Genomic DNA, 26,027 nt, shown 5'->3' on the forward strand with positions numbered 1-26,027 from the left:
AACCCCTTGGCTTAAACCCCACTTTTCGGGCACAATGCACGCCGCTTTTGCCTGGCGCAGTTGCACCGGGCCATTCATTGGACACCGAGGGCTTTACTGCATGTCGAAAGAAGACAGCTTCGAAATGGAAGGCACTGTCGTCGACACCCTGCCCAACACCATGTTTCGTGTGGAGTTGGAAAATGGGCACGTCGTAACCGCGCACATCTCCGGCAAGATGCGCAAGAACTACATCCGTATTCTTACCGGCGACAAAGTGCGCGTCGAGCTGACTCCCTATGACTTGAGCAAAGGGCGCATCACTTACCGCGCTCGCTAATCAGGTCAATACAAGACGCCCGGCTTATGCCGGGCGTTTTTGTTTGCGCACAATTTCCGACCATCACCGCAAAACCCTGTGGGAGCGGGCTCGCCCGCGATTACGATGGATCAGCTTGCATAGATGTTGAACATGCGGCCGTCTTCGCGGGCAAGCCCGCTCCCACAAGGATCAGCTGTGATTACCCAAATTCGGGCAGACAACAAAAAGGCGCCTCTCGGCGCCTTTCTGTTTTGCTTTTGAACGTCAGGCCATCTCGGCCGTGGTCTCGAACTCGAAGGTCAGCTCGCCGTCCTTGATGTCGATGTGCACCACACCGCCATGTTCGGCCAGTTCGCCAAAGAGAATCTCCTCCGCCAGCGGACGCTTGATCTTGTCCTGGATCAGGCGCGCCATTGGGCGAGCACCCATCGCTGCGTCGTAGCCACCTTCGGCGAGCCAGCTGCGGGCCGCATCGGTGACTTCCAGCAACACTCGCTTGTCTTCCAGCTGCGCCTGAAGCTCGGTAAGGAACTTGTCCACCACGCTCTTGATGACCTCATGGCTGAGGCGACCAAACTGGATGATGGTGTCCAGGCGGTTGCGGAACTCCGGCGTGAAGCTCTTCTTGATCACTTCCATCGCATCGGAGGAGTGATCCTGATAGGTGAAACCGATCGAAGCGCGGGCTGCAGTTTCGGCACCGGCGTTGGTCGTCATGATGACGATCACGTTACGGAAATCCGCCTTGCGCCCGTTGTTATCGGTCAACGTACCGTGATCCATGACCTGCAACAGCAGGTTGAAGACTTCCGGATGTGCCTTCTCGATCTCATCGAGCAACAGCACGCAGTGTGGCTGCTTGGTGATGGCTTCGGTGAGCAGACCGCCCTGATCGAACCCGACATAACCTGGAGGCGCACCGATCAGACGCGATACGGTGTGGCGCTCCATGTACTCGGACATGTCGAAGCGAATCAACTCGACACCGAGCGCCTTGGCCAACTGACGCGCCGCTTCGGTTTTACCGACACCGGTAGGCCCGGCGAACAGGAACGAACCGACTGGCTTGTCAGGGGACTTGAGGCCGGCACGGGACAGCTTGATCGCAGTAGCCAGCGAGTCGATCGCGGCATCCTGACCGAACACGGTCAACTTCAGGTCGCGCTCGAGGTTACGCAGCAGCTCCTTGTCGGAACTGGTGACGTGCTTTGGCGGAATCCGCGCGATTTTCGCGACGATGTCCTCGACCTGGGGCACTTCGATGCGCTTGACGCGCATCTCGACCGGCTGCAGGCGCTGGTAGGCCCCTGCCTCGTCGATCACATCGATCGCCTTGTCCGGCATGTGCCGGTCATTGATATAGCGCGAAGCCAGTTCGGCGGCGGCGCGCAGGGCTTCGTCGCTGTACTCGATGTTGTGATGCTGTTCGAAGCGCCCCTTCAGACCGCGCAGGATACCGACAGTGTCTTCCACCGAAGGCTCCGACACATCGACCTTCTGGAAGCGCCGGGCCAAGGCACGATCCTTCTCGAAAATGCCGCGGAATTCCTGGAAGGTGGTCGAACCAATGCAACGGATATCACCCGAGGACAGCAGCGGCTTGAGCAGGTTCGAGGCATCCATGACGCCACCGGACGCGGCACCCGCACCAATGATGGTGTGGATTTCGTCGATGAACAGGATCGCCTGCGGACGTTTTTTCAGCTCACCGAGCAGCGCCTTGAAGCGCTTCTCGAAATCACCGCGATACTTGGTGCCCGCGAGCAGGGCGCCCAGATCGAGGGAATAGACAACGCTGTTAGCCAGCAGATCCGGCACTTGATTGTCGACAATGCGCTTGGCCAGGCCTTCGGCAATCGCGGTTTTACCCACGCCCGCCTCGCCCACCAGCAGCGGGTTGTTTTTGCGACGACGCGCCAGGATCTGCGCGACACGCTCGACTTCCAGCTCACGCCCCACCAACGGATCGATTCGACCCTGGCGCGCGAGTTCATTGAGGTTGCTGGCATAAGCATCCAGTGGATTGCCAGAGGAAGAAGACTCACCGCCCTCGTCGTCCTGCATATCTTGCTCACCTTCAGAATGATCGCCATGCCCCGGCACCTTGGAAATGCCATGGGCGATGTAGTTGACGACATCTATACGGGCGACGCTCTGCTGTTTGAGCAGGAACACCGCCTGACTCTCTTGCTCACTGAAGATCGCGACCAGCACGTTTGCACCAGTCACTTCGCGTTTGCCCGAGCTCTGTACGTGAAACACAGCACGCTGCAGTACACGCTGGAAGCCCAGGGTTGGCTGGGTTTCGCGATCCTCGTCATGCACGGGGATCAATGGCGTGGTGGAGTCGATGAACTCCTGCAGGTCATGCTTGAGTTTGTCGAGGTTTGCACCGCACGCACGCAAAACGGTGGCGGCAGCCTCATTGTCCAATAGGGCCAGCAAGAGGTGTTCGACGGTCATGAACTCATGACGCTTCGAACGGGCTTCCTTGAAGGCAAGATTGAGGGTGACTTCGAGCTCGCGGTTTAACATAGCTTCACCTCATACCCAAGTGGTCGGCGATTAACCGTCCTTCTCGATTTCACAGAGTAGCGGATGCTGGCTTTCCCTGGCGTACTGGTTGACCTGCATGGCCTTGGTCTCGGCGATGTCGCGGGTAAACACTCCACATACTGCCCGCCCTTCCGTGTGGACGGCCAGCATGACCTTGGTCGCCAGCTCGCGATTCAGGTTAAAAAACACCTCGAGCACTTCGACCACGAAATCCATCGGTGTGTAGTCATCATTGAACAAAACCACCTTGTACATCGGCGGCGCCTGTAGTGCAGGCTTTGCCTCCTGAACAGCAATGCCTGTGGAATCGTCGTCGTGTAAATCAGGGTGATCCTGATTGAATGTTAGTCGAATCTGGCTGATTGCATGCATGGAAAGAAAGGTTCGTCAGTTGTGCAAATACAGTGGTGGGGGCGGCTATCAGCGTTTTCAACTCCGAGTGCCTGGTCAGCTTGACTATCGGCAAAACGGTGTTACAACCAATAGAGCCCACAGTGGGTAAAAAAGGTCCGCGGAGTCAATCTTATTTACAGATTCGACTGCGGATGTACTGGATGATACTCCAGTGATGGAGTCTGTTGCAGAGGGAGTTGGGTATGGCTGTCGGCAAGGTGAAGTGGTTCAACAATGCCAAGGGTTACGGATTCATCAACGAGGAAGGCAAGACAGAAGATCTGTTTGCCCACTACTCAGCCATTAAAATGGATGGTTATAAAACCCTGAAAGCCGGGCAAGCTGTCGTATTCGACATCATCCAGGGCCCCAAAGGCCTGCACGCGGTCAACATCGGCAACCCGGTTGACGCTTCGACAGCGACGACACCCCCCGTGCAACAGACCGTTACGGTGTAAGTCCACACTGCCATCCCGCCATAAAAAAACCGCCTGACTCAAATGCTTGAATCAGGCGGTTTTCGTGTGCCTGCGTTTTCTTACATGTGCGAGATCAGCGCATCACCGAAACCGGAAGACGACACCAGTTTCGCCCCTTCCATCAGGCGCTCGAAGTCATAGGTCACGGTCTTGGCGGAAATCGCTCCATTGGTGCCCTTGATGATCAGGTCGGCCGCTTCGGTCCAGCCCATGTGGCGCAGCATCATTTCAGCGGACAGGATCAGCGAACCCGGGTTGACCTGGTCCTTGCCGGCGTACTTCGGCGCCGTACCGTGGGTGGCTTCGAACATGGCCACGGTGTCGGACAGGTTGGCACCCGGCGCGATACCGATACCACCCACTTCTGCCGCCAGGGCGTCGGAGAGGTAGTCGCCGTTCAGGTTCAGGGTCGCGATCACATCGTACTCGGCCGGGCGCAGCAGGATCTGCTGAAGCATGGCGTCGGCGATGGCATCCTTGACGACAACGTTCTTGCCGGTTTTCGGATTCTTGAACTGCATCCACGGACCACCGTCGAGCAGGGTCGCGCCGAACTCTTCAGCCGCCACTTCGTAGGCCCATTCCTTGAAGGCACCCTCGGTGAACTTCATGATGTTGCCTTTGTGCACGATGGTCAGCGAATCGCGATCGTTGTCGACCACATATTGCAGGGCCTTGCGCGCCAGACGCTTGGTGCCTTGCAGCGACACCGGCTTGACGCCGATACCGCAGTTCTCGTCGAAACGGATCTTGGTAACGCCCATTTCTTCCTTGAGGAACTTGATGACCTTGGTGGCTTCCGGCGTACCGGCCTTCCACTCGATGCCAGCGTAGATGTCTTCGGAGTTCTCGCGGAAGATGGTCATGTCGACGTCGCCCGGCTTCTTGACCGGGCTAGGCACGCCTTCGAACCAGCGCACCGGGCGCAGGCAGACGTACAGGTCGAGCTGCTGACGCAGGGCCACGTTCAGGGAGCGGATGCCGCCACCGACCGGAGTGGTCAGCGGGCCCTTGATGGAAACCACGTAATCCTTGACCGCGTCCAGGGTTTCCTGAGGCAGCCAGGTGTCCTGATCGTAAACCTGGGTCGCTTTCTCCCCGGCGTACACTTCCATCCAGGAAATCTTGCGCTCGCCACCGTAGGCCTTCTTAACAGCAGCATCGACAACCTTGATCATGACCGGGCTGATGTCGACACCAATGCCGTCGCCTTCGATGAAGGGGATGATCGGGTTATTAGGAACATTGAGAGAATGGTCTGCATTGACGGTGATTTTGTCGCCGACGGCTGGAACCTGAATCTTCTTGTAACCCATGCTGAACTCCATTGATTGGATTGAACATCTGGCTTGGTTCGAGCGTAACCCAGTTGAATCGGCGCGCAAACCCTATGTTCCGTCCAACTGCCGCAAAGCCTTGCATCTCGCGCGCTACAAGCCTGAATGCAAAGGGAAAAGCGCCAAACTCAAGCACGACGAATGACCTTACGCCCTGCTCGCCCCTGCGACCTTTAGACCAATGGACGACATTCGTTGCGTATGAACCATCGGCAGATTGCCAGCTACCTATGTATAATGCCGCCGCTGACTAAAGGGTCACGACGGGCCGAGCAGCTCTACGATGAGTGTTTACGCCCGATAAGCCGGTCTGTTACCGCAGCCCGGCTGCTTGACACCCTACTGATGCACCCAACATCACAGCAACGAAACCTCGATATTCGGCTCATGGATGACTTTGAACGAACGCGCTTACCCGGCGCCCTCGAGTTTCTGCGCACGCTTTAGCAAAGAAGAGAGAGTTAATCCGAATATGCCCACCCGCTCGAAGATCATCTATACCTTCACCGACGAAGCTCCTGCCCTCGCCACCTATTCACTGTTGCCTATCGTAGAGGCCTTCACCGCCTCGGCTGATATCGCCGTTGAAACCCGCGATATCTCTCTTGCAGGGCGCATCCTGGCCAGCTTCCCCGAGCAACTGGGCGACAAAGCCGTAGCCGACCACCTCGCCGAACTGGGCGCCCTGGCCGTTACGCCTGAAGCCAACATCATCAAGCTGCCGAACATCAGCGCTTCGGTTCCACAGCTGCAAGCGGCGATCAAAGAACTGCAAGCCCAGGGCTACAACCTGCCGGACTACCCGGAAACCGTGACCTGCGACGCCGACAAAGAAGCCAAGGCGCGCTACGACAAGGTCAAGGGCAGCGCCGTGAACCCGGTTCTGCGCGAAGGCAACTCCGACCGTCGCGCTCCGCTGTCGGTCAAGAACTACGCTCGCAAGCACCCGCACAAAATGGGTGCCTGGGCCAAGGACTCCAAGTCCCACGTCGCGCACATGAGCACCGGTGATTTCTACGGCAGCGAAAAAGCCGCCCTGATCGACGCCGCTGACGCCGTGAAAATCGAACTGATCGCTCAGGACGGCACCACCACCGTCCTGAAAGAAAAGACCAGCGTACAAGCCGGTGAGATCCTCGATTGCGCGGTCATGAGCAAAAACGCCCTGCGCAGCTTCATCGCAGCCGAAATCGAAGACGCCAAGGCACAGGGCGTGCTGCTGTCGGTTCACCTGAAAGCCACCATGATGAAGGTCTCCGACCCGATCATGTTCGGCCAGATCGTTGCCGAGTTCTACAAGGACGCACTGGCCAAGCACTCCGACGTGCTGGCACAGATCGGCTTCAACCTGAACAACGGCATTGGTGACCTGTACGCTCGCATCAAGGCCTTGCCTGCCGAGCAGCAAGCCGCCATCGAAGCTGACATCCAGGCGGTCTATGCCGCCCGCCCTTCCCTGGCGATGGTCAACTCCGACAAGGGCATCACCAACCTGCACGTGCCAAGCGACGTGATCGTCGACGCCTCGATGCCGGCCATGATCCGTGACTCCGGCAAGATGTGGGGCACCGACGGCCAGCTGCACGACACCAAGGCGGTGATCCCGGATCGCTGCTACGCCACCATCTACCAGGCCGTGATCGAAGATTGCAAAGCCAATGGCGCTTTCGATCCAACCACCATGGGCAGCGTGCCGAACGTTGGCCTGATGGCGAAAAAAGCCGAAGAGTACGGCTCCCACGACAAGACGTTCCAGATCAAGGCTGACGGCGTTGTTCGCGTCACCGACAGCAAGGGCAACCTGCTGCTGGAGCAGTCGGTTGAAGCCGGCGACATCTTCCGCATGTGCCAGACCAAAGACGCGCCGATCCAGGACTGGGTCAAACTGGCCGTCAACCGTGCTCGCGCCAGCAGCACCCCGGCGATTTTCTGGCTGGACCCGCTGCGCGCCCACGACGGCGTGGTGATCGAGAAAGTTCAGGCCTACCTGAAAGATCACGACACTGCCGGCCTGGACATCCAGATCATGTCCCCGGTCGACGCCATGAAGTACACCCTGCAGCGCACCCGTGAGGGCAAGGACACCATCTCGGTGACCGGCAACGTACTGCGCGACTACCTGACCGACCTGTTCCCGATCATGGAACTGGGCACCAGCGCCAAGATGCTGTCGATCGTGCCGCTGATGAACGGCGGTGGCCTGTTCGAAACCGGCGCCGGCGGTTCGGCTCCGAAGCACGTTCAGCAATTGCTGGAAGAAAACTTCCTGCGCTGGGATTCGCTGGGTGAATTCCTGGCCCTGGCTGCGTCCCTCGAACACCTGGGCGTGACCTACAACAATCCAAAGGCGCTGGTTCTGGCCAAGACCCTGGACCAGGCCACCGGCCAGTTCCTGGACAACAACAAGTCGCCATCGCGCAAAGTCGGCAACATCGACAACCGCGGCAGCCACTTCTACCTGGCGCTGTACTGGGCTCAGGCCCTGGCTGCCCAGACCGAAGACACTGCACTGCAAGCGCAGTTCGCGACCCTGGCCAAGACCCTGACCGAGAACGAGGCGACCATCGTTGCCGAGCTCAACGCCGTTCAAGGCAAGCCAGTGGACATCGGCGGTTACTACCACGCCGACGCCGAGCTGATCAACAAGGCCATGCGCCCAAGCGCAACCTTCAACGCGGCTGTCGCTGCGCTGGTTTAAGGTTGTAAGGGAACATCACAAACCCCGGCCAAGTGCCGGGGTTTGTGTTTTTTAGCGTTCACACAAATTTATCTGTGAAATCCGATCCATGTGGGAGCGGGGGGGGGGGGGGGGGGGGGGGGGGNGCTGCGCTGGTTTAAGGTTGTAAGGGAACATCACAAACCCCGGCCAAGTGCCGGGGTTTGTGTTTTTTAGCGTTCACACAAATTTATCTGTGAAATCCGATCCATGTGGGAGCGGGCTTGCTCGCGAATGCGGTTTATCATTCAACATCGATGTTGACCGACCCACCGCATTCGCGAGCAAGCCCGCTCCCACATTGACCGCATTCCAACATCTGAAGTTGAGGAAACCCCATGGACTGGCAACCCCACATCACCGTCGCCACCATCGTCGAAGACAACGGCCGCTTCCTGATGGTCGAAGAATCCAAGCACGGACGCGTGGTGCTCAACCAGCCCGCCGGCCATCTGGATCCGAACGAAACCCTGACCGAAGCCGCTGTCCGCGAAACCCTCGAGGAAACCGGCTGGGACGTCGAACCGACCGGCGTGCTGGGGATTTACCTCTATACCGCCCCCAGCAACGGCGTAACCTACCAGCGGGTCTGCTTCATCGCCAAAGCAGTGAAACACCACCCCGATTATCAGCTGGACGACGGCATTGTCGGCGCCAAGTGGCTGACCCGCGAGGAATTAATCGAACAGCGTGACAACTGGCGCAGCGAGCTGATCATCCGCTGCATCGATGATTATCTGGACGGCAAACACTTCGGCCTCGAATTGATCCGTCCTTCTCTTTAGCCTTGCAGGCTGGAGCCTGTTAGAATCGCGTCCTTTTTCAAGACACTCATTGAATCCCTATGCGTGATCCAGCCCCTTCTGACACACAAAAGAAGCGCGTCATTGTCGGCATGTCCGGCGGCGTGGACTCTTCCGTTTCCGCCCTCCTGCTGATCGAGCAGGGCTATGAGGTGGAAGGCCTGTTCATGAAGAACTGGGAAGAAGACGATGGAACGGAATACTGCACCGCCATGGACGACCTGGCGGACGCCCAGGCCGTGTGCGACAAGATTGGCATCAAGCTGCACACCGCCAACTTCGCCGCCGAGTACTGGGACAACGTGTTCGAGCATTTCCTGGCCGAATACAAGGCCGGACGCACGCCGAACCCGGACATCCTGTGCAACCGTGAAATCAAGTTCAAGGCGTTCCTCGACTACGCCATGATGCTCGGCGCCGACCTGATAGCCACCGGTCACTACGTGCGTCGCCGCGACATCGACGGACGCACTGAACTGCTCAAGGGCCTGGACCCGAACAAGGACCAGAGCTACTTCCTGCACGCCGTCGGCTTTGAGCAGATCGCCAAGACCCTGTTCCCGGTCGGCGAGCTGGAAAAACCGCAAGTGCGCGCCATTGCCGAGAAATACGAGCTGGCGACCGCGAAGAAAAAGGATTCCACCGGGATCTGCTTTATCGGCGAGCGCCGCTTCAGCGATTTCCTCAAGCAGTACCTGCCGGCGCAACCGGGCGAGATCAAGACTACCGAAGGCGAAATCATCGGCCGTCACCACGGCCTGATGTATCACACCATCGGCCAGCGCCAGGGCCTGGGCATCGGCGGGCTGAAAGATGCCAGCGATGAGCCGTGGTACGTGCTGATCAAGGACCTGGAGCACAACGAACTGATCGTCGGCCAGGGCAACGATCACCCGTGGCTGTTCTCCCGCGCCCTGCTCGCCTCCGATATCTATTGGGTCAACCCGATCGAGCTGAGCCAGCCGCGCAGACTGACCGCCAAGGTCCGTTATCGCCAGGGCGACCAGCCCTGCACCCTGGAAAAGACCGCCACGGGTTATCGCGCCACCTTCGATGATCCGCAACGCGCGGTTACTCCAGGCCAGTCCGTGGTGTTCTACGACGGCGAAGTCTGCCTTGGCGGCGGCGTGATCGAAGTGGCCGAGCCATGGACCAGCAAGGACACGGCTAAGGGCGGGCAGCAATGAGCCCCATTCAGGAGCAATTGACAGCACTGGGCGGCGTGTTTCTCGCTGCCGTGCTGGTGGACAGGATCGCCAAGACCGGCCAGACCAACGAGGCCGGCCTGACCTGCATGCTCGGCAGCCTGCTGATTCGCGACCCCAAGGACACCCTGGAGGTCTACGGCGGCGATGACATCAACCTGCGTGAAGGTTATCGCGCCCTGATCGGCGCTCTCGAACGCGACCCGAGCGCCCTGCAGCGCGAGCCGCTGCGCTACGCCCTGGCCATGCTCGGTCTCGAGCGCCAATTGGCCAAGCGTAACGACATGCTCGACGTGATCGGCAAACGCCTGCCGCAGATCCAATCCCAGGTCGAACACTTCGGCCCGGCGCACGAAAACGTCATCGCCGCGTGCGGCGCGCTGTATCAGGACACCCTGAGCACCCTGCGCCAACGCATCCAGGTGCACGGCGACATGCGCAACCTGCAACAACCGAGCAACGCCTCGAAAATTCGCGCCCTGCTGCTGGCCGGCATTCGTTCGGCACGCCTGTGGCGGCAACTGGGCGGTCATCGCTGGCAGCTGGTGATCAGCCGCCGCAAATTGCTGAAAGAGCTTTACCCATTGATGCGTAACGAATAACCCGCATCGACAGAACCGAACTTAGCAATACGCGTAATACGCCGGTCAGTTGGCGACGGACCGGCGGATTTTTTCATGTATGATACGCGCCCCATTTCGTTGCCCGACTGTCCGAGAACACCCCATGCAGCTCTCTTCGCTCACTGCGGTTTCCCCTGTTGACGGCCGCTACGCCGGCAAAACCCAGGCCCTGCGCCCAATTTTCAGCGAGTACGGCCTGATCCGTGCCCGCGTCCTGGTTGAAGTGCGCTGGCTCCAGCGCCTGGCCGCTCACCCTGCCATCAGCGAAGTGCCGGCGTTCTCCGCCGAAGCCAACGCTGTGCTCAACACCCTGGCGGAAAACTTCTCTCTGGAGCACGCCGAGCGCGTCAAAGAGATCGAGCGCACCACCAACCACGACGTCAAAGCCATCGAATACCTGCTCAAAGAGCAAGCGGCCAAGCTGCCGGAACTGGCCAAGGTCAGCGAATTCATCCACTTTGCCTGCACCAGCGAGGACATCAACAACCTGTCCCACGCCCTGATGCTGCGCGAAGGCCGTGATGACGTGATGCTGCCGCTGATGCGCCAGACCGCCAACGCCATCCGCGAACTGGCCATCCGTTTTGCCGACGTGCCGATGCTGTCGCGTACCCACGGTCAACCGGCCTCGCCGACCACCCTGGGCAAAGAACTGGCAAACGTGGTCTACCGCCTGGAGCGTCAGATCGCCCAGGTCGCTGCCATTCCACTGCTGGGCAAGATCAACGGCGCTGTCGGCAACTACAACGCACACCTGTCGGCCTACCCTGAGATCGACTGGGAAGCCAACGCCCGCGCCTTCATCGAAGACGAGCTGGGCCTGGGCTTCAACCCGTACACCACGCAGATCGAACCGCACGACTACATTGCCGAGCTGTTCGACGCGATCGCGCGCTTCAACACCATCCTGATCGACTTCGACCGCGACATCTGGGGCTACATCTCCCTGGGTTATTTCAAACAGCGCACCATCGCTGGCGAAATCGGTTCGTCGACCATGCCGCACAAGGTCAACCCGATCGACTTCGAAAACTCCGAAGGCAACCTGGGCATCGCCAACGCACTGTTCCAGCACCTGGCGAGCAAGCTGCCGATCTCCCGCTGGCAGCGCGACCTGACCGACTCCACCGTATTGCGCAACCTCGGTGTTGGCTTCGCCCACAGCGTGATCGCGTACGAAGCAAGCCTCAAAGGCATCAGCAAGCTCGAGCTCAATGCCGACAAAATTGCTGCCGACCTGGACGCTTGCTGGGAAGTGCTGGCCGAGCCGATCCAGACCGTGATGCGTCGCTACAACATCGAAAACCCTTACGAAAAACTGAAAGAATTGACTCGCGGCAAGGGCATCAGCCCTGAGGCGCTGCAAACTTTCATCGACGGCCTGGACATTCCAGCCGCGGCCAAGGCCGAGCTGAAATTGCTCACCCCGGCCAACTACATCGGCAACGCTGTAGAACAAGCCAAACGCATCTGATCGACCGCTAGACCCTTTTAAGACGCCCGGCCGCGCCGGGCGTTTTTATTCCCGTCTGAAAAGTGCATTTTTTCAATAGGTTACACATGAATCCTGATATTCCTCTTCAACTTCTGGGCGGCATCACGGCACGGGAATTCCTGCGCGACTACTGGCAGAAAAAGCCGCTATTGATCCGTCAGGCGATTCCTGATTTCGAAAGCCCGATCGACGCCGACGAACTGGCCGGCCTGGCGCTGGAAGAAGAAGTCGAATCGCGCCTGATCATCGAGAATGGCGAGCGTCCGTGGGAACTGCGTCGTGGCCCGTTCGCCGAAGATGAATTCAGCAAGCTGCCCGAGACTGACTGGACCCTGCTGGTTCAAGCGGTGGATCAGTTCGTCCCGGAAGTCAGCGAACTGCTGGAAAACTTCCGCTTCCTGCCGAGCTGGCGCATCGACGACGTGATGATCAGCTATGCCGCTCCGGGTGGCAGCGTTGGTCCGCACTTCGACAACTACGACGTCTTCCTGCTGCAAGGCCACGGCAAGCGCAACTGGAAAATCGGCCAGATGTGCAACACCGAGAGCCCGCTGCTGGCTCACGCCGACCTGCGTATCCTCTCCGAATTCGAAGCCACCGATGAATGGGTGCTGGAACCGGGCGACATGCTCTACCTGCCGCCGCGCCTGGCCCATTGCGGCGTCGCCGTCGATGAGTGCATGACCTACTCGGTCGGCTTCCGTGCACCGAGCGCCGCTGAAGTGCTGACCCACTTCACTGACTTCCTCAGTCAGTTCCTGTCGGACGAAGAACGCTACACCGACGCCGACGCCGTGCCGACAGCCGATCCTCACCAGATCCAGCGCGACGCACTCGACCGATTGAAAGGCCTGCTGGCCGAACACATGAGCGACGAGCGCCTGCTGCTGACCTGGTTCGGCCAGTTCATGACCGAGCCGCGCTACCCGGAACTGGTGGTGGGCCCGGAAGACGTCGCAGAAGACGACTTCATGTCCGCACTGGAGCAAGGCGCGATCCTGATTCGCAACCCGAGCGCGCGCCTGGCGTGGTCCGAAGTCGACGACGACCTGCTGCTGTTCGCCAGCGGCCAGAGCCGTTATCTGCCGGGCAAACTGCGTGAACTGCTGAAGATGATCTGCGCCGCCGACGCGCTGCACGTCGACAACCTCGGCGAATGGCTGAGCGATGAAGACGGCCGCGGCCTGCTGTGTGAACTGGTCAAGCAAGGAAGCCTGGGGTTTGCCGATGAATAAGATTCACGTACGTGTCGCAGACTGGCAAAAGGACAACGCCGAGATCCGGCGCATTCGTGAAACGGTGTTCGTCGCCGAGCAGTGCGTTCCACCTGAACTGGAATGGGATGCCGACGATGTAACCGCCGTGCATTTCCTCGCGTTCGAAGGCGACTTTCCGATTGGCACCGCCCGCTTGCTGCCCGATGGTCACATCGGCCGAGTGTCGGTGCTCAAGGACTGGCGCGGCCTGAAAGTCGGCGACGCGCTGATGCAAGCGGTGATTGGTGAAGCTGAAGAGCGCGGGCTGAAGCAGCAGATGCTCAGCGCCCAGGTGCAAGCCACGGCGTTCTATGAGCGCCTGGGCTTCAACATGGTCAGTGAGGAATTCCTGGAAGCCGGGATTCCACATGTGGACATGGTGCGGCACTCGGCCTGATACCGAGGTGAACTCTTCGCGAGCAGGCTCGCTCCCACAGTAGTTACGCACTACCCTGTGGGAGCGAGCCTGCTCGCGAAGAGGCCCTGAAGAACACCCCAAAACGCCCCGTCATTTCTCAATGCCGGGGCGTTTTGCTGTCTACGATTCAACTTACCCCACCCCGAGCCGACAAACCTGTAGGAGCGAGCCTGCTCGCGAAGAGGCCCTGAAGAACACCCCAAAACGCCCCGTCATTTCTCAATGCCGGGGCGTTTTGCTGTCTACGATTCAACTTACCCCACCCCGAGCCGACAACCCTGTAGGAGCGAGCCTGCTCGCGAAGAGGCCCTGAAGAACACCCCAAAACGCCCCGTCATTTCTCAATGCCGGGGCGTTTTGCTGTCTACGATTCAACTTACCCCACCCCGAGCCGACAACCCTGTAGGAGCGAGCCTGCTCGCGATGGACGTGAACGATAATGCTGGAAGCCTGACACCCCGCGGCGTCCTCAAGACCATCGCGAGCAAGCTCGCTCCTACAAAAAACGCCGGGCCGACAACGTGGCAATATCAAGCCTTTAGAACGCGGAGATAACGGACATGTCCCTACGCACCCTGCTCACCACCCTGCTGCTCGGCTGCAGTTTTTCGGTGATGGCAGCCACAGAAATCATCCCCCTCAAATACCACACCAGTGCCGACCTGCTGCCGGTGGCGCAGGACTTCGTCGGCAAGGAAGGCCAGGTCAGCGCCTACGGCAGCCAACTGATTGTCAACGCCGATCAGCGCAAGATCGACGAACTTAAAGCCCTTCTTTCGCAACTCGACACAGCACCCAAGCGGCTGCTGATCACCGTCGACACCAGCGACAACAATTTCCAGGGTGACCAGGGCCAGACTGTGAACGGCGCCAAGCCAAGCCAGACCCGCATCATCAACTACAGCACCGACAGCCGCGAGGGCGGCATTCAGCAGGTGCAGGCCAGCGAAGGCGCACCGGCACTGATCCAGGTCGGCCAGAGCGTGCCGGTCACCAGCAGCCAGAGCGATTCCTATGGCGGCTACAGCAGCCAGACCGAGTATCGCAATGTCACCCAGGGTTTCTACGTCACCGCAAATGTCACGGGCGACATCGTTCACCTGTCGATCAGTACCAACCGTGACCGTATGAGCCAGGAACGTCCCGATGTAGTGAACGTACAAAGCACCGACACAACCGTCACCGGCCACCTCGGTGAGTGGATCCTGCTGGCCGGGGTCAATGGCCAGACCCAGGCCGACAAACAGGGCCTGGGCCGCAGCTACTCAACCCAGAGCCGCAATGACATGACTTTGCGGGTTAAAGTCGACACCCTGGACTAAAGCACCAAAAACTGACTGCCGAGTCGCATTAGACCAAAGATGTAGTGCTCTAAAAAAAGCACTACAAAACGTTTGACGAGTCAAAAAAGCGAAGGCATGATGGCCTCGCTCCCGCTAATCAGGGGCCCTGGCAAGGGCCTTCGAGGCGATGTTCGCAACCTACCCCCGCGAACCGCTTCGTGTCTGTACCGCCCACAAGGTGTGTTTGACGAGGTTGTCGACTGGAACGAAGTTGTCCCGAGGGACGGAAGCGTAATTAGGTAACCCGGCAGCACACTGATGTTCGTACCAAGGCCCACGACGCCCGAATGCGCCCGCAGTTCGCCTTTACCTGCTCACTTCCCCTCGAGCCGATCGTTCATCCCGTCGCCCTCCCCGCCGAATCCGACTTGACCACTAAAGCTTCTGGTCAGCGAGCGCAGGAATTTTCCACCGCAGAACAACTTTTCATAAAGACGCGACGAGGTTTATCTCCCATGGCACTGACACGCGAACAGCAAATTGCAGCCCTCGAAAAAGACTGGGCTGAAAACCCGCGCTGGAAAGGCGTGACACGCACTTACTCCGCTGCTGACGTCGTCCGCCTGCGTGGCTCGGTTCAACCTGAGCACACCTTTGCAAAAATGGGCGCCGAGAAGCTGTGGAACCTGGTTACCCAGGGTGCCAAGCCAGCCTTCCGTCCTGAGAAAGATTTCGTCAACTGCATGGGCGCCCTGACCGGCGGCCAGGCTGTACAACAAGTCAAAGCCGGCATCCAGGCGATCTACCTGTCGGGCTGGCAAGTGGCTGCGGACAACAACTCCGCCGAATCGATGTACCCGGACCAGTCGCTGTACCCGGTGGACTCGGTTCCAACCGTGGTCAAGCGCATCAACAACGCATTCCGTCGCGCCGACCAGATCCAGTGGAAAGCCGGCAAGAACCCGGGCGACGCAGGCTACATCGACTACTTCGCACCAATCGTGGCTGACGCCGAAGCCGGTTTCGGTGGCGTTCTGAACGCTTACGAGCTGATGAAGAGCATGATCGAAGCAGGCGCCGCCGGCGTTCACTTCGAAGACCAACTGGCTTCCGTGAAGAAATGCGGCCACATGGGCGGCAAGGTACTGGTTCCTACCCAGGAAGCCGTACAGAAGTTGACCGCTGCCCGTCTGGCGGCTGACGTTGCCGGCACTCCGACCATCATCCTGGCCCGTACCGACGCCAACGCCGCTGACCTGCTGACTTCCGATTGCGACCCGTACGACCAGCCATTCGTGACTGGCGAACGCACCCAGGAAGGTTTCTACAAGGTTCGCGCCGGTCTGGACCAGGCCATCGCCCGCGGCCTGGCCTACGCGCCGTACGCCGACCTGATCTGGTGCGAAACCGCCAAGCCGGACCTGGAAGAAGCCCGTCGCTTCGCCGAAGCGATCAAGAAGGAATACCCGGACCAACTGCTGTCGTACAACTGCTCGCCTTCCTTCAACTGGAAGAAAAACCTGGACGACGCGACCATCGCCAAGTTCCAGCGCGAACTGTCCGCCATGGGCTACAAGCACCAGTTCATCACCCTGGCCGGCATTCACAACATGTGGCACAGCATGTTCAACCTGGCGCACGACTACGCCCGCAACGACATGACTGCCTACGTGAAGCTGCAAGAGCAGGAATTCGCTGACGCCGCCAAGGGTTACACCTTCGTGGCTCACCAACAGGAAGTGGGCACCGGCTACTTCGACGACATGACCACCGTGATCCAGGGTGGCTCGTCCTCGGTAACCGCACTGACCGGTTCGACCGAAGAAGAACAGTTCCACTGATCTGCTTCGCTTGAGACATCAGCCGCTGCGGACCGGATAAAAAGCTAACCGCAGCGCTGCACATCTGACGCCCCGACTGGTTCGGGGCGTTTTTTTTGCGCGTGATTGAACAAACACCGCAAAAACCCTTGTAGGAGCGAGCTTGCTCGCGATGACCCTGAGGACGCCACGGGGTGTCAGGCCCCCAGCGTCATCGTTGACCACCATCGCGAGCAAGCTCGCTCCTACAGGTACAGGGGATGGTGGTGACCTGGAAAAACATTGATCCAGAGCGACATCAACGTCAGAAAAATCCGCTAAAACGCACACCGCCGCTACTTGCTGTAACGCCCATATAAGACAACTTCCCGAGTATCCGACGGACAAACAGTTTGAAAACCCACCCAAACAATATTGATTATCATTTAGCTGCAACTATGTTCGTTACATTCCCTACAAAACATTATTTGCGAAAAGCCCCCTAATGCCCGCAACGCAAGGGCTACGGCGCTTTCGTCGCTCGCTATGTCCTTATTCCTATAAATAATTTCGCTATAGGAATTTTACTTGCCGGGTGTTTAGCCATAAAATCAGCTGGATTGATTGCTGCGACATATCGTCACTGCTTTGTTTCTTTTCAAGCTCAGAGACCTTTGCTCTCTGTTAAGGATTACCAGCATGCCCGAAGCGACAGGACTCATGGCCCACAACTGGGGCTTTGCCATTTTCCTTCTAGGCGTTGTCGGCCTCTGCGCCTTCATGCTGGGCGTTTCCAGCCTCCTCGGGTCAAAAGCCTGGGGCCGCAGCAAAAACGAACCGTTCGAGTCCGGCATGCTACCTACAGGTGGCGCCCGCTTGCGGCTCTCTGCCAAATTCTATCTGGTCGCGATGCTCTTCGTGATCTTCGATATCGAAGCCCTCTTTCTCTTTGCATGGTCTGTGTCCGTCCGCGAAAGCGGCTGGACCGGATTCGTCGAAGCTCTCGTTTTCATAGCAATTCTGTTGGCAGGCCTTGTCTACCTATTCCGAGTGGGCGCCCTTGACTGGGCTCCGGAAGCTCGGCGCAAGCGGCAAGCGAAGCTGAAACAATGAGGCTTTGGCAATGCAATACAATCTCACCAGGATCGACCCCGATGCTCCTAACGAGCAGTATCCGATTGGCCAACGGGAAACCGTTTCCGATCCGTTAGAAGATCAAGTCCACAAAAACATTTTCATGGGCAAGCTCGAAGACGTGCTCAACGGCACGATCAACTGGGGGCGCAAGAACTCCCTGTGGCCGTATAACTTCGGTCTTTCGTGCTGCTACGTGGAAATGACCACCGCCTTCACGGCGCCCCACGACATCGCGCGCTTTGGCGCCGAGGTTATCCGGGCATCGCCGCGCCAGGCGGATTTCATGGTTATCGCCGGTACCTGCTTCATCAAGATGGCGCCGATCATCCAGCGTCTCTACGAGCAAATGCTCGAGCCTAAATGGGTCATCTCCATGGGTTCGTGCGCCAACTCCGGTGGCATGTACGACATCTACTCCGTCGTTCAAGGGGTGGACAAGTTCCTGCCCGTGGACGTCTACGTGCCTGGCTGCCCGCCCCGCCCTGAAGCTTTCCTGCAAGGCCTGATGCTGTTGCAGGAGTCGATTGGCCAGGAGCGTCGCCCGCTTTCCTGGGTCGTTGGCGATCAAGGCGTGTACCGCGCCGAGATGCCTTCCGAAAAGGAAAAGCGCCGCGAACAGCGAATCGCAGTCACCAACCTGCGCAGCCCCGACGAAGTCTGATCCAGTTCTGCTGTTTCAAAGAAACGAACAACTGGCTTCATTCTTTACGTTGACCGAAAGCGATAAATAACCATGACTACAGGCAGTGCTCTGTACATCCCGCCTTACAAGGCAGACGACCAGGATGTGGTCGTCGAACTGAACAACCGTTTTGGCCCGGAGGCGTTCACCGCCCAGCCTACCCGCACCGGCATGCCGGTGCTTTGGGTTGCCCGCGCCAAACTCGTCGAAGTCCTGACTTTCCTGCGTAACCTGCCCAAGCCGTACGTCATGCTCTATGACCTGCACGGCGTGGACGAGCGTCTGCGCACCAAGCGTCAGGGGCTGCCGAACGGCGTCGACTTCTCCGTGTTCTACCACCTGATGTCGATCGAACGTAATAGTGACGTGATGATCAAGGTCGCCTTGTCCGAGAGCGACCTCAGCTTGCCGACCGTCACCAGCATCTGGCCGAACGCCAACTGGTACGAGCGTGAAGTCTGGGACATGTACGGTATCGACTTCAAAGGCCACCCTCACCTGTCGCGCATCATGATGCCGCCGACCTGGGAAGGTCACCCGCTGCGCAAGGACTTCCCGGCCCGCGCCACCGAGTTCGATCCGTTCACCCTGAACCTGGCCAAGCAACAGCTCGAGGAAGAGTCTGCGCGCTTCAAGCCTGAAGACTGGGGCATGAAGCGTTCCGGCCCGAACGAGGACTACATGTTCCTCAACCTCGGCCCGAACCACCCGTCCGCGCACGGTGCGTTCCGCATCATCCTGCAGCTGGACGGTGAAGAGATCGTCGACTGCGTCCCGGACATCGGCTACCACCACCGTGGTGCCGAGAAGATGGCCGAGCGTCAGTCCTGGCACAGCTTCATCCCGTACACCGACCGTATCGACTACCTCGGCGGCGTGATGAACAACCTGCCGTACGTGCTCTCGGTCGAGAAGCTGGCCGGCATCAAGGTGCCGGAGAAGGTCGACGTCATCCGCATCATGATGGCCGAGTTCTTCCGGATCACCAGCCACCTGTTGTTCCTGGGTACCTACATCCAGGACGTCGGCGCCATGACCCCGGTGTTCTTCACCTTCACCGACCGTCAGCGCGCGTACACCGTGATCGAAGCCATCACCGGTTTCCGCCTGCACCCGGCCTGGTACCGCATCGGTGGCGTCGCCCACGACCTGCCGCGCGGCTGGGAAAATCTGGTCAAGGATTTCGTCGAGTGGATGCCCAAGCGTCTGGACGAATACCAGAAGGCCGCCCTGGACAACAGCATCCTGCGTGGCCGGACCATCGGCGTCGCCGACTACAACACCAAAGAGGCCCTGGAATGGGGCGTCACCGGTGCTGGTCTGCGTTCGACCGGTTGCGATTTCGACCTGCGTAAAGCGCGCCCGTACTCGGGCTACGAGAACTTCGAATTCGAAGTACCGCTGGCGGCCAATGGCGATGCCTACGACCGCTGCATCGTGCGTGTCGAGGAGATGCGCCAGAGCATCCGGATCATCGACCAGTGCCTGCGCAACATGCCGGAAGGCCCGTACAAGGCGGATCACCCGCTGACCACGCCGCCGCCGAAAGAGCGCACCCTGCAGCACATCGAAACCCTGATCACGCACTTCCTGCAAGTTTCGTGGGGCCCGGTCATGCCGGCCAACGAATCCTTCCAGATGATCGAAGCGACCAAGGGCATCAACAGTTATTACCTGACGAGCGATGGCGGCACCATGAGCTACCGCACCCGGATTCGTACCCCAAGCTTCCCGCACCTGCAGCAGATCCCTTCGGTGATCAAAGGCAGCATGGTCGCGGACTTGATTGCGTACCTGGGTAGTATCGATTTCGTTATGGCCGACGTGGACCGCTAAGCATGAACAGCACGCTTATCCAGACAGACCGTTTCGCCTTGAGCGAAACCGAGCGCTCGGCCATCGAGCACGAGCTGCATCACTACGAAGACCCGCGCGCGGCGTCCATCGAAGCCCTGAAGATCGTCCAGAAGGAACGCGGCTGGGTGCCGGACGGCGCCTTGTACGCCATCGGCGAGATCCTCGGCATCCCGGCCAGCGACGTTGAAGGCGTGGCGACGTTCTACAGCCAGATCTTCCGTCAGCCAGTGGGCCGTCACATCATTCGCGTCTGCGACAGCATGGTCTGCTACATCGGCGGCCACGAGTCGGTGGTCAGCGAGATCCAGAGCAAGCTGGGCATCGGCCTGGGGCAGACCACTGCCGACGGTCGTTTCACCCTGCTGCCGGTGTGCTGCCTCGGCAACTGCGACAAGGCGCCGGCGTTGATGATCGACGACGACACTTTCGGTGATGTGCAGCCAGCAGGCGTTGCCAAATTGCTCGAGGGCTACGTATGACCCTGACTTCCTTCGGTCCTGCCAACCGCATCAAGCGTTCGGCCGAGACTCACCCGCTCACCTGGCGTCTGCGTGACGACGGCGAAGCCGTCTGGCTCGACGAATACCAGGCCAAGAACGGTTACGCCGCTGCGCGCAAAGCCTTCGCCGACATGGCCCAGGACGACATCGTCCAGACCGTGAAAGACTCCGGCCTCAAGGGCCGCGGCGGTGCAGGCTTCCCCACTGGCGTGAAGTGGGGCCTGATGCCGAAAGACGAATCCATCAACATCCGCTACCTGCTGTGCAACGCGGATGAAATGGAGCCGAACACCTGGAAAGACCGCATGCTGATGGAGCAACTGCCCCATCTGCTGATCGAAGGCATGCTGATCAGTGCCCGCGCACTGAAAACCTACCGTGGCTACATCTTCCTGCGTGGCGAGTACACCACCGCCGCCAAGCACCTGAACCGTGCCGTGGAAGAAGCCAAGGCTGCAGGCCTTCTGGGCAAGAATATCCTGGGCAGCGGCTTCGATTTCGAGCTGTTCGTCCACACCGGCGCCGGGCGTTACATCTGCGGTGAAGAAACCGCACTGATCAACTCCCTCGAAGGCCGTCGCGCCAACCCGCGCTCCAAGCCGCCCTTCCCTGCCGCCGTAGGCGTGTGGGGCAAGCCGACTTGCGTGAACAACGTCGAGACCCTGTGCAACGTGCCGGCGATCATTGCCGACGGCGTGGACTGGTACAAATCGTTGGCCCGCGAAGGCAGTGAAGACATGGGCACCAAGCTCATGGGCTTCTCCGGCAAGGTGAAGAACCCGGGCCTGTGGGAACTGCCATTCGGCGTCACCGCTCGCGAGCTGTTCGAAGACTACGCCGGTGGCATGCGCGACGGTTACAAGCTCAAGGCCTGGCAGCCAGGCGGCGCCGGTACCGGCTTCCTGCTGCCTGAGCACCTGGACGCACAAATGTACGCCGGCGGCATCGCCAAGGTGGGCACCCGTATGGGGACCGGCCTGGCCATGGCGGTGGACGACAGCGTCAACATGGTGTCCCTGCTGCGCAACATGGAGCAGTTCTTCGCCCGCGAATCCTGTGGTTTCTGCACCCCTTGCCGTGATGGCTTGCCATGGAGCGTCAAGCTGCTGATGGCCATCGAGAACGGCGAAGGCCAGCCAGGCGACATCGAGACCCTGCTGGGTCTGGTCGGTTTCCTCGGCCCGGGCAAGACCTTCTGTGCTCACGCACCGGGCGCCGTGGAGCCGTTGGGCAGCGCAATCAAATACTTCCGTCCAGAGTTCGAAGCCGGTATCGCGCCTGTCAGCGCCGCCGTCCCGCCTCTGGCAAGGCCGATCGTAGTCGGCGCGTAAATGCTTAAAAAGGCGAAGGGTCCGTGCCCTTCGCTTTTCGTGTGATGACGCCTTTACCGGCTGTGTTGATTCACGCGGATAACAAGATTCCATTAGCCACGCCCGCTGACACCGGGCCAACGAAGAACTTTGAACCATGGCCACTATCCACGTAGACGGCAAAGCGCTCGAAGTCGATGGGGCAGACAACCTGTTACAGGCATGTCTGTCTCTGGGCCTCGATATTCCGTATTTCTGCTGGCACCCTGCCCTTGGCAGCGTTGGCGCTTGCCGCCAGTGCGCGGTCAAGCAGTACACCGACGAGAACGACACCCGTGGTCGTATCGTCATGTCCTGCATGACGCCTGCCACCGACAACACCTGGATCTCCATCGACGATGAAGAGTCCAAGGCGTTCCGCGCCAGTGTTGTCGAATGGCTGATGACCAACCACCCTCACGACTGCCCGGTCTGTGAAGAAGGCGGTCACTGCCACCTGCAAGACATGACGGTAATGACCGGCCACAACGAGCGCCGTTACCGCTTCACCAAGCGCACTCACCAGAACCAGCAACTGGGCCCGTTCATTTCCCACGAAATGAACCGCTGCATCGCTTGCTACCGTTGCGTGCGCTTCTATAAGGACTACGCCGGCGGCACCGACCTCGGCGTGTACGGCGCCCACGACAACGTGTACTTCGGTCGCGTTGAAGATGGCGTGCTGGAAAGCGAGTTCTCCGGCAACCTCACCGAGGTCTGCCCGACCGGTGTGTTCACCGACAAGACTCACTCCGAGCGCTACAACCGCAAGTGGGACATGCAGTTCTCGCCGAGTATCTGCCATGGCTGCTCCAGCGGTTGCAACATCTCCCCGGGCGAGCGTTACGGCGAACTGCGTCGCATCGAAAACCGCTACAACGGTTCGGTGAACCAGTACTTCCTGTGCGACCGTGGCCGTTTCGGTTATGGCTACGTCAACCGCACCGACCGTCCACGTCAGCCGCTGCTGGCCAACGGCGCCAAGCTGAGCCTCGACGAAGCGCTGGATAAAGCCGCCGACCTGCTGCGCGGCCGCAACATCGTCGGTATCGGTTCGCCACGCGCCAGCCTCGAAAGCAACTACGCGTTGCGCGAGCTGGTCGGTGCCGAGCACTTCTACTCCGGCATCGAAGCCTCCGAGCTGGAGCGCATCCGTCTGGTCCTGCAAGTGCTCAAAGACAGCCCGCTGCCTGTACCGAACATGCGCGACATCGAAGACCACGACGCCGTGTTCGTCCTCGGTGAAGACCTGACCCAAACTGCTGCGCGCATGGCCCTGGCCCTGCGTCAATCGGTCAAGGGCAAGGCTGAAGACATGGCCGACGCCATGCGCGTCCAGCCTTGGCTCGATGCCGCTGTGAAGAACATCGGCCAGCACGCGCTGAACCCGCTGTTCATCGCCAGCCTGGCTGAAACCAAGCTCGACGACGTCGCCGAAGAGTGCGTTCACGCCGCTCCCGACGACCTGGCCCGCATCGGTTTCGCCGTGGCTCACGCCCTCGACGCCAGCGCTCCAGCCGTTGAAGGTCTTGATGCTGAAGCCCTCGAACTGGCCAAGCGCATTGCCGACGCCCTGCTCGCGGCCAAGCGTCCATTGATCATTGCCGGCACCTCGTTGGGTTCCAAGGCGCTGATCGAAGCCGCCGCGAACATCGCCAAAGCCCTGAAGCTGCGCGAGAAAAACGGTTCCATCAGCCTGATCGTGCCTGAGGCCAACAGCCTCGGCCTGGCCATGCTCGGTGGCGAATCGGTCGACGCCGCGCTGCAAGCCGTGATCGACGGTCGTGCCGACGCCATCGTCGTGCTGGAAAACGATCTGTACACCCGCACCGATAAAGCCCGTGTCGACGCTGCCCTGGCCGCCACGAAAGTGCTGATCGTTGCCGACCATCAGAAAACCGCCACCAGCGATCGCGCCAACCTGGTCCTGCCAGCCGCCAGCTTCGCTGAAGGCGACGGCACCCTGGTCAGCCAGGAAGGTCGCGCCCAGCGCTTCTTCCAGGTCTTCGATCCGAAGTACATGGATGCAAGCATCCTGGTTCATGAAGGCTGGCGCTGGCTGCATGCCCTGCGCGCAACCCTGCTGAACCAGCCGATCGACTGGACCCAACTGGACCACGTCACCGCTGCCGTCGCTTCCAGCACCTCGATCCTGAACCGCATCGTCGATGCCGCACCGTCCGCCGCGTTCCGCATCAAGGGCATGAAACTGGCCCGTGAGCCGCTGCGTTACTCCGGTCGTACCGCCATGCGCGCCGACATCAGCGTACACGAACCGCGTACCCCGCAGGACAAGGACACCGCGTTCGCCTTCTCGATGGAAGGTTACTCGGGTTCGGCCGAACCGCGTCAGCAAGTGCCATTCGCCTGGTCTCCGGGCTGGAACTCGCCGCAAGCCTGGAACAAGTTCCAGGACGAAGTCGGTGGTCACATCCGCGCTGGCGACCCGGGCACCCGCCTGATCGAAAGCAGCGGTGACTCGCTGAACTGGTTTGCCGCTGTTCCGCGTGCGTTCAACCCGGCCCAGGGCACCTGGCAGGTCGTACCGTTCTTCCACCTGTTCGGCAGCGAAGAGAACTCTTCGAAAGCCGCTCCGGTTCAGGAACGCATTCCAGCCGCCTACGTCGCACTGGCCAAGTCCGAAGCCGACCGCCTGGGCGTCAACGATGGTGCCATGCTGAGCTTCAACGTCGCCGGCCAGACCCTGCGTCTGCCGCTGCGCATCAATGAAGAGCTGGGCGCTGGCCTGGTGGCACTGCCTGCGGGCATCGCCGGCATTCCACCGGCAATCTTTGGCAAATCCGCTGACGGTCTGCAGGAGGCAGCTCAATGACCTGGTTCACTCCTGAAGTGATCGACATCATCATCGCGGTCCTCAAGGCCGTGGTGATCCTGCTCGCCGTGGTGGTCTGCGGCGCCCTGCTCAGCTGGGTCGAGCGTCGTTTGCTCGCCCTCTGGCAGGACCGTTACGGCCCGAACCGCGTGGGTCCGTTCGGTGCGTTCCAGATCGCTGCCGACATGATCAAGATGTTCTTCAAGGAAGACTGGACGCCGCCGTTTGCCGACAAGGTGATCTTCACCCTGGCACCGGTCGTGGCCATGAGCGCCCTGCTGATTGCCTTCGCGATCATCCCGATCACCCCGACCTGGGGTGTGGCGGATATCAACATCGGCATCCTGTTCTTCTTCGCCATGGCGGGTCTGTCGGTCTACGCGGTGCTGTTCGCCGGCTGGTCGAGCAACAACAAGTTCGCCCTGCTGGGCAGCTTGCGGGCCTCGGCACAAACGGTGTCGTACGAAGTGTTCATGGGCCTGTCGCTGATGGGCATCGTGATCCAGGTCGGCTCGTTCAACATGCGTGACATCGTTGAATACCAGGCGCAGAACATGTGGTTCATCATTCCGCAGATCTTCGGTTTCCTGACCTTCTTCATCGCTGGCGTCGCCGTGACTCACCGTCACCCGTTCGACCAGCCGGAAGCGGAACAGGAACTGGCCGACGGTTACCACATTGAATACGCCGGCATGAAATGGGGCATGTTCTTCGTCGGTGAGTACATCGGCATCGTGTTGATTTCTGCGCTACTGGTGACCTTGTTCTTCGGTGGCTGGCACGGCCCGTTCGGCATCCTGCCGCAGATCCCGTTCATCTGGTTCGCACTGAAAACCGCGTTCTTCATCATGTTCTTCATCCTGCTGCGCGCCTCGATTCCGCGCCCACGGTATGACCAAGTGATGGATTTCAGCTGGAAGTTCTGCCTGCCGCTGACCCTCGTCAACATGCTGGTGACCGCTGCGATCGTGTTGCTCAACACGCCCGCCGTCGCGGCTCAGTGAG

The 26,027-nt window shown here is 59.8% G+C and carries 22 protein-coding genes; 19 read left to right on the forward strand and 3 right to left on the reverse strand.

The window, feature by feature from the left end:
• The first annotated feature begins 100 nt into the window (after nt 1-100).
• Nucleotides 101-319 (forward strand): translation initiation factor IF-1, encoded by a 219-nt coding sequence (gene infA / locus ACLD1X_RS15505; RefSeq protein ID WP_002553999.1) that lies wholly within the window; start codon nt 101-103, stop codon nt 317-319.
• Between the two features lie 246 nt (nt 320-565).
• Here the strand turns inward: infA and clpA are convergent, their stop codons facing one another.
• Both clpA and clpS read right to left on the reverse strand, forming a co-directional pair.
• Nucleotides 566-2,836, reverse strand: coding sequence for an ATP-dependent Clp protease ATP-binding subunit ClpA (gene clpA, locus ACLD1X_RS15510; protein WP_429369064.1), 2,271 nt, complete (start codon nt 2,834-2,836; stop codon nt 566-568).
• Nucleotides 2,837-2,866: 30 nt separating this feature from the next.
• Nucleotides 2,867-3,229 carry an ATP-dependent Clp protease adapter ClpS gene (clpS, locus tag ACLD1X_RS15515; RefSeq protein WP_033052565.1) on the reverse strand — a complete coding sequence of 121 codons (363 nt, stop codon included), beginning with the start codon at nt 3,227-3,229 and terminating at the stop codon, nt 2,867-2,869.
• Between the two features lie 224 nt (nt 3,230-3,453).
• On the opposite strand from clpS, the gene cspD reads away from it, so the two are divergent.
• The gene (gene cspD / locus ACLD1X_RS15520) at nt 3,454-3,708 is read left to right on the forward strand and encodes a cold shock domain-containing protein CspD (RefSeq protein ID WP_429369067.1); all 255 of its coding nucleotides are present in this window, start codon (nt 3,454-3,456) and stop codon (nt 3,706-3,708) included.
• An 80-nt stretch (nt 3,709-3,788) separates the two neighbouring features.
• Here the strand turns inward: cspD and icd are convergent, their stop codons facing one another.
• Nucleotides 3,789-5,045, reverse strand: coding sequence for an NADP-dependent isocitrate dehydrogenase (gene icd, locus ACLD1X_RS15525; protein ID WP_057399856.1), 1,257 nt, complete (start codon nt 5,043-5,045; stop codon nt 3,789-3,791).
• Here icd and ACLD1X_RS15530 point away from each other — a divergent pair.
• The 17 genes from ACLD1X_RS15530 to nuoH all read left to right on the forward strand — a co-directional run bounded on the left by ACLD1X_RS15530 (nt 5,044) and on the right by nuoH (nt 26,026).
• A complete protein-coding gene (locus tag ACLD1X_RS15530) occupies nt 5,044-5,211 on the forward strand; it encodes a hypothetical protein (protein ID WP_429369069.1) in 168 nt (55 codons plus the stop codon). The genes icd and ACLD1X_RS15530 overlap by 2 nt on opposite strands.
• Nucleotides 5,212-5,538: 327 nt before the next feature.
• Nucleotides 5,539-7,764, forward strand: coding sequence for an NADP-dependent isocitrate dehydrogenase (locus tag ACLD1X_RS15535; protein ID WP_429369071.1), 2,226 nt, complete (start codon nt 5,539-5,541; stop codon nt 7,762-7,764).
• Nucleotides 7,765-8,120: 356 nt separating this feature from the next.
• Nucleotides 8,121-8,567, forward strand: a complete 447-nt coding sequence (locus ACLD1X_RS15540; RefSeq protein WP_429369073.1) for an NUDIX hydrolase — start codon at nt 8,121-8,123, stop codon at nt 8,565-8,567.
• 59 nt (nt 8,568-8,626) lie between these two features.
• A complete protein-coding gene (gene mnmA / locus ACLD1X_RS15545) occupies nt 8,627-9,772 on the forward strand; it encodes a tRNA 2-thiouridine(34) synthase MnmA (protein ID WP_429369075.1) in 1,146 nt (381 codons plus the stop codon).
• Complete coding sequence (gene hflD, locus ACLD1X_RS15550) at nt 9,769-10,392, forward strand: high frequency lysogenization protein HflD (RefSeq protein WP_057399860.1); 624 nt, start codon at nt 9,769-9,771, stop codon at nt 10,390-10,392. Before mnmA ends, hflD begins: the two co-directional genes overlap by 4 nt.
• Nucleotides 10,393-10,516: 124 nt before the next feature.
• Nucleotides 10,517-11,887, forward strand: coding sequence for an adenylosuccinate lyase (gene purB / locus ACLD1X_RS15555; RefSeq protein ID WP_429369077.1), 1,371 nt, complete (start codon nt 10,517-10,519; stop codon nt 11,885-11,887).
• A gap of 86 nt (nt 11,888-11,973) precedes the next feature.
• Entirely contained in the window at nt 11,974-13,143 is a 1,170-nt protein-coding gene (locus ACLD1X_RS15560; RefSeq protein WP_429369079.1) for a JmjC domain-containing protein, read from the forward strand.
• Entirely contained in the window at nt 13,136-13,561 is a 426-nt protein-coding gene (locus ACLD1X_RS15565; protein WP_429369081.1) for a GNAT family N-acetyltransferase, read from the forward strand. Before ACLD1X_RS15560 ends, ACLD1X_RS15565 begins: the two co-directional genes overlap by 8 nt.
• A gap of 581 nt (nt 13,562-14,142) precedes the next feature.
• Nucleotides 14,143-14,904: a secretin N-terminal domain-containing protein gene (locus ACLD1X_RS15570; protein ID WP_429369083.1), complete on the forward strand. Its 762-nt coding sequence runs from the start codon at nt 14,143-14,145 to the stop codon at nt 14,902-14,904.
• Nucleotides 14,905-15,380: 476 nt separating this feature from the next.
• Entirely contained in the window at nt 15,381-16,706 is a 1,326-nt protein-coding gene (aceA, locus tag ACLD1X_RS15575; RefSeq protein ID WP_096510123.1) for an isocitrate lyase, read from the forward strand.
• Nucleotides 16,707-17,363: 657 nt separating this feature from the next.
• A complete protein-coding gene (locus ACLD1X_RS15580) occupies nt 17,364-17,777 on the forward strand; it encodes an NADH-quinone oxidoreductase subunit A (protein WP_003223812.1) in 414 nt (137 codons plus the stop codon).
• 10 nt (nt 17,778-17,787) lie between these two features.
• Complete coding sequence (locus ACLD1X_RS15585) at nt 17,788-18,462, forward strand: NuoB/complex I 20 kDa subunit family protein (protein ID WP_046037844.1); 675 nt, start codon at nt 17,788-17,790, stop codon at nt 18,460-18,462.
• 72 nt (nt 18,463-18,534) lie between these two features.
• Entirely contained in the window at nt 18,535-20,319 is a 1,785-nt protein-coding gene (gene nuoC, locus ACLD1X_RS15590; RefSeq protein WP_429369086.1) for an NADH-quinone oxidoreductase subunit C/D, read from the forward strand.
• A 2-nt stretch (nt 20,320-20,321) separates the two neighbouring features.
• Nucleotides 20,322-20,819, forward strand: coding sequence for an NADH-quinone oxidoreductase subunit NuoE (nuoE, locus tag ACLD1X_RS15595; protein ID WP_007970445.1), 498 nt, complete (start codon nt 20,322-20,324; stop codon nt 20,817-20,819).
• The gene (gene nuoF / locus ACLD1X_RS15600; protein WP_429369088.1) at nt 20,816-22,171 is read left to right on the forward strand and encodes an NADH-quinone oxidoreductase subunit NuoF; all 1,356 of its coding nucleotides are present in this window, start codon (nt 20,816-20,818) and stop codon (nt 22,169-22,171) included. The genes nuoE and nuoF overlap by 4 nt, the downstream gene beginning before the upstream one ends.
• A gap of 136 nt (nt 22,172-22,307) precedes the next feature.
• A complete protein-coding gene (nuoG, locus tag ACLD1X_RS15605; protein WP_429369090.1) occupies nt 22,308-25,022 on the forward strand; it encodes an NADH-quinone oxidoreductase subunit NuoG in 2,715 nt (904 codons plus the stop codon).
• On the forward strand, nt 25,019-26,026 hold the full coding sequence (gene nuoH / locus ACLD1X_RS15610; protein ID WP_429369092.1) for an NADH-quinone oxidoreductase subunit NuoH: 1,008 nt from the start codon (nt 25,019-25,021) through the stop codon (nt 26,024-26,026). The genes nuoG and nuoH overlap by 4 nt, the downstream gene beginning before the upstream one ends.
• The last annotated feature ends 1 nt before the right edge of the window (nt 26,027 follow it).

Source organism: Pseudomonas sp. 18173 (assembly GCF_050432945.1).
GTDB lineage: Bacteria > Pseudomonadota > Gammaproteobacteria > Pseudomonadales > Pseudomonadaceae > Aquipseudomonas.

Excerpts from the sequence above, each read along its gene's own strand:
- icd (WP_057399856.1), bottom strand. The coding sequence starts at position 5,045 with ATGGGTTACAAGAAGATTCAGGTTCCAGCCGTCGGCGACAAAATCACC.
- cspD (WP_429369067.1), top strand. The coding sequence starts at position 3,454 with ATGGCTGTCGGCAAGGTGAAGTGGTTCAACAATGCCAAGGGTTACGGA.
- ACLD1X_RS15570 (WP_429369083.1), top strand. The coding sequence starts at position 14,143 with ATGTCCCTACGCACCCTGCTCACCACCCTGCTGCTCGGCTGCAGTTTT.
- aceA (WP_096510123.1), top strand. The coding sequence starts at position 15,381 with ATGGCACTGACACGCGAACAGCAAATTGCAGCCCTCGAAAAAGACTGG.
- ACLD1X_RS15535 (WP_429369071.1), top strand. The coding sequence starts at position 5,539 with ATGCCCACCCGCTCGAAGATCATCTATACCTTCACCGACGAAGCTCCT.
- nuoH (WP_429369092.1), top strand. The coding sequence starts at position 25,019 with ATGACCTGGTTCACTCCTGAAGTGATCGACATCATCATCGCGGTCCTC.
- nuoG (WP_429369090.1), top strand. The coding sequence starts at position 22,308 with ATGGCCACTATCCACGTAGACGGCAAAGCGCTCGAAGTCGATGGGGCA.
- ACLD1X_RS15565 (WP_429369081.1), top strand. The coding sequence starts at position 13,136 with ATGAATAAGATTCACGTACGTGTCGCAGACTGGCAAAAGGACAACGCC.
- nuoF (WP_429369088.1), top strand. The coding sequence starts at position 20,816 with ATGACCCTGACTTCCTTCGGTCCTGCCAACCGCATCAAGCGTTCGGCC.
- nuoE (WP_007970445.1), top strand. The coding sequence starts at position 20,322 with ATGAACAGCACGCTTATCCAGACAGACCGTTTCGCCTTGAGCGAAACC.
- ACLD1X_RS15585 (WP_046037844.1), top strand. The coding sequence starts at position 17,788 with ATGCAATACAATCTCACCAGGATCGACCCCGATGCTCCTAACGAGCAG.
- ACLD1X_RS15540 (WP_429369073.1), top strand. The coding sequence starts at position 8,121 with ATGGACTGGCAACCCCACATCACCGTCGCCACCATCGTCGAAGACAAC.
- clpA (WP_429369064.1), bottom strand. The coding sequence starts at position 2,836 with ATGTTAAACCGCGAGCTCGAAGTCACCCTCAATCTTGCCTTCAAGGAA.
- infA (WP_002553999.1), top strand. The coding sequence starts at position 101 with ATGTCGAAAGAAGACAGCTTCGAAATGGAAGGCACTGTCGTCGACACC.
- ACLD1X_RS15580 (WP_003223812.1), top strand. The coding sequence starts at position 17,364 with ATGCCCGAAGCGACAGGACTCATGGCCCACAACTGGGGCTTTGCCATT.
- nuoC (WP_429369086.1), top strand. The coding sequence starts at position 18,535 with ATGACTACAGGCAGTGCTCTGTACATCCCGCCTTACAAGGCAGACGAC.
- clpS (WP_033052565.1), bottom strand. The coding sequence starts at position 3,229 with ATGCATGCAATCAGCCAGATTCGACTAACATTCAATCAGGATCACCCT.
- purB (WP_429369077.1), top strand. The coding sequence starts at position 10,517 with ATGCAGCTCTCTTCGCTCACTGCGGTTTCCCCTGTTGACGGCCGCTAC.
- ACLD1X_RS15560 (WP_429369079.1), top strand. The coding sequence starts at position 11,974 with ATGAATCCTGATATTCCTCTTCAACTTCTGGGCGGCATCACGGCACGG.
- hflD (WP_057399860.1), top strand. The coding sequence starts at position 9,769 with ATGAGCCCCATTCAGGAGCAATTGACAGCACTGGGCGGCGTGTTTCTC.
- mnmA (WP_429369075.1), top strand. The coding sequence starts at position 8,627 with ATGCGTGATCCAGCCCCTTCTGACACACAAAAGAAGCGCGTCATTGTC.
- ACLD1X_RS15530 (WP_429369069.1), top strand. The coding sequence starts at position 5,044 with ATGCTGAACTCCATTGATTGGATTGAACATCTGGCTTGGTTCGAGCGT.